At 70.3% G+C, this 5,360-nt stretch carries 3 protein-coding genes and 1 pseudogene; 2 read left to right on the top strand and 2 right to left on the bottom strand.

Going from position 1 to position 5,360, the window contains the following annotated elements; all coding sequences use genetic code 11:
* A partial coding sequence (locus AD428_RS22165) for an acyl-CoA dehydrogenase (protein WP_082308550.1) occupies positions 1-2,011 on the bottom strand: 2,011 nt, incomplete at its 3' end.
* 142 nt (positions 2,012-2,153) lie between these two features.
* Here AD428_RS22165 and AD428_RS22160 point away from each other — a divergent pair.
* Positions 2,154-3,383 (top strand): nucleoside recognition domain-containing protein, encoded by a 1,230-nt coding sequence (locus AD428_RS22160; protein WP_053246612.1) that lies wholly within the window; start codon positions 2,154-2,156, stop codon positions 3,381-3,383.
* 10 nt (positions 3,384-3,393) lie between these two features.
* Here AD428_RS22160 and pyk read toward each other — a convergent pair whose 3' ends face one another.
* The gene (pyk, locus tag AD428_RS22155) at positions 3,394-4,836 is read right to left on the bottom strand and encodes a pyruvate kinase (protein ID WP_053246611.1); all 1,443 of its coding nucleotides are present in this window, start codon (positions 4,834-4,836) and stop codon (positions 3,394-3,396) included.
* 125 nt (positions 4,837-4,961) lie between these two features.
* Here pyk and AD428_RS29810 point away from each other — a divergent pair.
* Positions 4,962-5,360 (top strand): annotated as a pseudogene (locus AD428_RS29810) (glycerate kinase); the annotation flags it as partial.

The raw sequence follows: 5,360 nt of genomic DNA, 5'->3' as shown, positions 1-5,360 counted from the left end.
GCGGCCGTACTTGAGGTCGCCCACCATCGGCGATGTGCGCACGTCGAGCAGCTTGCCCAGGCGCGAGAACTCGGTGAGGATGGTGTACAGGTCCAGCAGGGCCTGGCTGGGTGCTCGCCGGGACCGTCGCCGCCATTGGCAGGACGGCGGCCCGCAACGCCCAGGCGGCGGGCCGCGAGGGCAGGTTGGCCAGCACCTGGTCGAACCGGGCCTCGATGGTGGCGCAGCCCCGTTCCATGCACCAGTGCACCAGCGGCAGGTCGTCGTGCCGGCGGCCTTCGTCTTCCCAGCGCTTGAGCACGGCGGAGAGCAGGTAGAGCTCCGACAGGACGTCGCCCAGGCGCGCGGAGATCAGCTCGCTGCGCTTGAGCCCGCCGCCCAGCAGGCCCAGCGCCGCGTCGGCCAGCAGCGCGAAGCCGGCGGCGTAGCGGCCCAGCCTGCGGTAGTGGCCGGCCGTGGGGCCGGACCCCGGAGCGGGCGCCAGCATGCCGCCGGTCCAGGCGCGGCCGATGGCGCGCAGCGCGTTCCAGCCCGTGTGGCGCAGGTGCTTCCAGAACACCTCGTGGAACGCTTCCAGGCCCCGGTCCTCGTCGGGGTCGGCCAGCGCCAGCATTTCGGGCATGAGGCAGGGATGGGCGCGGATGGCGCCCTGGCCGAAGACGATGAGGTTGCGCGTGAGGATGTTGGCCCCCTCCACCGTGATGGCGATGGGCAGGGCGCGGTAAAGCGCGCCCAGGTAATTGCGCGGGCCGTCGATGACGGCGCGACCCGCGTGCACGTCCATGGCGTCGTTGACCGATTCGCGCATGCGCTCGGTGGCGTGGTATTTCATGATGCCCGACACCACCGCCGGCTTGACGCCCTCGTTCAGGGCCGCGCAGGTCAGCCGCCGGGCGGCCTCCACCATGTACGCATTGCCCGCCAGGGTCGCCAGCTTTTCCTGCACGCCCTCGAACCGGCCGACCGGGATGCCGAACTGCTCGCGCACCCGCGCGTACATGCCGGTGGCGTGGGCGCTCATGACCGCCGCGGCGGCCGATAGCGAGGGCAGCGAAATCCCCCGGCCCGCGGCCAGCGCGCTCATGAGCATCTGCCAGCCGTGGCCGGCGCGCTCCTGGCCGCCGATGAGGGCGTCCAGCGGCACGAAGACGTCGCAGCCGCGGTTGGGGCCGTTCTGGAAGAACTGCATGGCGGGAACGTGGCGGCGCCCGATCTCCACACCGGGCGCCTCGGTGGGCACCAGCGCCACGGAGATGCCGATGTCTTGCTCGCCGCCCAGGATGCGCTCGGGGTCGTACAGCTTGAAGGCCAGCCCCAGCACCGTGGCCACGGGCCCCAGCGTGATGTAGCGCTTGTGCCAATTGAGCCGGATGCCGATGATTTCGCGGCCGTCGACGACCCGCCGGCACACCATGCCGGTGTCCACCATGGAGGCCGCGTCCGAACCCGCTTCGGGGCTGGTCAGCCCGAAGCACGGCACCTCGCTGCCGTCGGCCAGGCGCGGCAACCAGTAGTCGCGCTGCGCCTGGGTGCCGAACTGCAGCAGCAGCTCGCCCGGCCCCAGCGAGTTCGGCACCATGATGGTCACGCCGGCGGTGATGGAATACGCCGATACGCGCCGCACCACCTCGGAATGCGCATAGGGCGAGAAGCCCAGGCCGCCGTAGCGGCGCGGGATGATCATGCCGAAGAAGCGCTCCCGTTTGATGAACTCCCACACCTCGGGCGGCAGGTCGCGCCGGTTCCAGGAGATGTCCCATTCGTCGAGCATGGCGCACAGCCGGGCGACCGGGCCGGCGATGAACGCCTGCTCGTCGGGCGTGAGCACGGCCGCGGGCACGGCCTGCAGCTTGCGCCAATCGGGATTGCCGGTGAAAAGATCGGCCTCCCACCAGGTGTCTCCGGCCTCGATGGCCTCGCGCTCGGTGGCGGAGAGCGGCGGCAGGGCATGGCGCGCCCAGCGGTAGGCAGGTTCGGAGATGCGGCGCCGGCGCCAGGCGTTGAAGTCCATCGGCTCCCTCTTGTGTTGCGCTCATGGAGCATACGGGGCCAAAGTACCAGAATTGCGCCGCACCGGCCACGCGCAGCGGGACGACTCTGCGACAATGGAGGCCGCGCGCCGCTGGCGCGCCGACGCAACCGACCGACGACGCATGCTGAACAAACTCTGGCTGGGCTTCTTCCTCGCCGCCGCGGCGGCCGCGCTCTACCGCTGGCTCGCCATCGGCGACGCCGAGGTGTTCCGCCACATGGTCGCCAGCCTGTTCGACATGGCCCGCGTATCGGTCGAGGTCATGGTGCTGCTCTTCGGCACGCTCACGCTCTGGCTGGGTTTTCTGCGCATCGCCGAGCGCGCGGGGCTGGTGGAGCGGCTGGCCGCGCTGCTGTCGCCGCTCTTTTCGCGGCTGATGCCGGACGTGCCGCGCAACCACCCGGCCATCGGCCTCATTACGCTGAATTTCGCCGCCAACGGCCTGGGGCTGGACAACGCCGCCACGCCCATCGGCCTGCGCGCCATGCGCGAACTGCAATCGCTCAACCCCACGCCCGAGACGGCCAGCAATGCGCAGATTCTCTTTCTGGTGCTGAATGCGTCGTCCCTCACGCTGCTGCCCGTCACGCTGTTCATGTTCCGCGCGCAGCAAGGCGCGCCCGACCCCACGCTGATCTTCCTGCCCATTCTGCTGGCCACCAGCGCCTCCACGCTGGCCGGCTTCCTGGCGGTGGCGGCCTGCCAGCGGTTGAAGCTGTACGACCCGGTCATCCTGCTCTGGCTGGGCGGCGGCGCGGCGGCGCTGGGCGGCTTTATGGCGCTGCTGGCGGGCATGTCGGCCACCGCCATCGCCCACCTGTCCTCGCTGCTCGGCAATCTGGCGCTGTTCGGCATCCTGCTGGCCTTTCTGGTGGTGGGCGCCTGGAAGAAAGTGCCGGTCTACGAGGCTTTCATCGAGGGCGCCAGAGAGGGCTTCGACATTGCGCGCGGCCTGCTGCCCTACCTGGTGGCCATGCTGTGCGCGGTGGGCGTGCTGCGCGCCTCGGGCGCGCTGGACGTCGTGCTGGACGGCATACGCTGGGCCGCCCACGCCGCGGGCTGGGACACGCGCTTCGTGGACGCGCTGCCCACCGCGCTGGTCAAGCCCTTCTCGGGCAGCGCGGCGCGCGCCATGATGCTCGAAACCATGACGCACTACGGCGTGGACAGTTTCCCGGCGCTGCTGGCGGCGGTCATGCAGGGCAGCACCGAAACCACCTTCTACGTGCTGGCGGTGTACTTCGGCTCGGTCGGCATCCTGCGCGCGCGCCACGCCGTCGGCTGCGCCCTGGTCGCCGACCTGGCCGGCGTGCTGGCCTCCATCGCCGTGTGCTACTGGTTTTTCGGCTGAGGCGGCCGCCTCAATCCACCAGCAGGATCTTCATGCCGTTGGTGCCGCCGCTGTCGCGGTAGAAATCGCCCTTGGTCAGGATGACCCAGTCGCCCGACTGCACCAGCCCGCGCTTGCGCAGCTCGTCGATGGCGGCGTTGCTCAGTTCGGCGGGGTCGTAGTCCAGCGGCGCGAACGGCACCGTGTACACGCCCCGGAACAGCGCCACCCGGTTCTGCGTGACGGCGTGCGGGCTGTAGCAATAGATGGGCACGCCCGAGCGGATGCGCGACATGATGAGCGGCGTGTGGCCGCTTTCGGTGAGCGAGATGATGGCCTTCACGCCCGGAAAATGGTTGGCGGCGTACATGGCGGCGAGCGCAATGGTTTCGTCGCAGCGCGTGAAGGTCTCGCCCAGCCGGTGGTGCGAGTGCGTGGTGGTGGGGTGCTTTTCCGCGCCCAGGCAGATGCGGGCCATGGCCTGCAGCGCCTCCACGGGGTACTGGCCCGACGCGCTTTCGGCCGACAGCATGACCGCGTCGGTGTAGTCGAGCACCGCGTTGGCCACGTCCGACACCTCGGCGCGGGTGGGCATGGGGCTGGAAATCATGGATTCCATCATCTGGGTCGCGGTGATGACCACCTTGTTCAGCGTGCGCGCGTGCTGGATGATGCGCTTCTGGATGCCCACCAGCTCGGCGTCGCCCACCTCCACGCCCAGGTCGCCGCGCGCCACCATCACGCCGTCGCTGGCGCGGATGAGCGCGTCCAGCGCCTCGTCGTCGGCCACCGCCTCGGCGCGCTCGATCTTGGCGATGATCCAGGCTTCGCTGCCGGCGGCGCGCACCAGCGCGCGCGCCTCTTCGATGTCGCTGCCGTGGCGCGGGAACGACACGGCCACGTAGTCCAGCTCCAGTTCGGCCGCCAGCTTGATGTCGGCGCGGTCCTTGTCGGTGAGGCTGGGCGCGGACAGCCCGCCGCCGCGGCGGTTGATGCCCTTGTTGTTGGACAGCGGCCCGCCCACGGTGACGACGGTGTGGACTTCATCGCCCTCGACCTTGTCCACCATCAGCACGACGCGGCCATCGTCCAGCAGCAGCTCGTCGCCCACGCGGCAATCCTGCACCAGCTCGGGATAATCGATGCCGACGATGCGCTCGTTGCCCTCTTCCGCGGGATGCACGCGCGACAGCGTGAAGGGCTGGCCGGCCTTGAGCATGACCTGCTTGCCGGCAAAGCGCGCGATGCGGATCTTCGGCCCCTGCAGGTCGCCCATGAGGGCCACGAAACGCCCCTGCCGCGCCGCCAGCTCGCGCACCAGGCGCGCGCGCTCGCGATGGTCGTCGGCGCTGCCATGCGAGAAGTTCAGGCGCGCCACATCCAGGCCGGCGCGGATCAGGGCCTCCAGCCGCTCGGGCGTGGAGGTGGCGGGCCCCAGGGTGGCGACGATTTTGGTGCGGCGCAATACGGGCATGGCTTTTCACTCTCGCAGGTAGACCGAAAGCGCTATGGTACGCCACGCATCCCGCGCGCAGGTATCATGGTCGGGGCCTGCGGCAGGCCCCGCCGTTTTTTCCGACAACCCGCATTCCGGCCACCGTGAAAATCGTCATCGCTCCCGATTCTTTCAAAGAAAGCGTCTCCGCGCCCGAGGCCGCAGCGGCCATCGCGCGCGGCGTGAAAGCCGCGCATCCCGGCGCCCATGCCGTGTGCGTGCCCATGGCCGACGGCGGCGAGGGCACCGTCGAAGCCGTGCTGGCGGCCGCGTCCGGCCAGGCGCGCACCAGGACGGTGAACGATGCGCTGGGGCACAAGGTGGATGCCGAATGGGGGCTGCTGGACGACGGCACGGCCGTGATCGAGATGGCGGCGGCGGCGGGGCTGGAACTGATCGCGCCGGCGCGCCGCGACCCCCATGCGGGCCAGCAGCCACGGCGTGGGCGAACTCATGCTCGCCGCGCTGGACGCGGGCGCCCGGCGCATCATCCTGGGCCTGGG

This window comes from Achromobacter sp. DMS1 (genome assembly GCF_001270295.1).
Note: the sequence above shows the minus strand (reverse complement) of the source record. Positions and strands in the feature narration are given on the sequence as shown.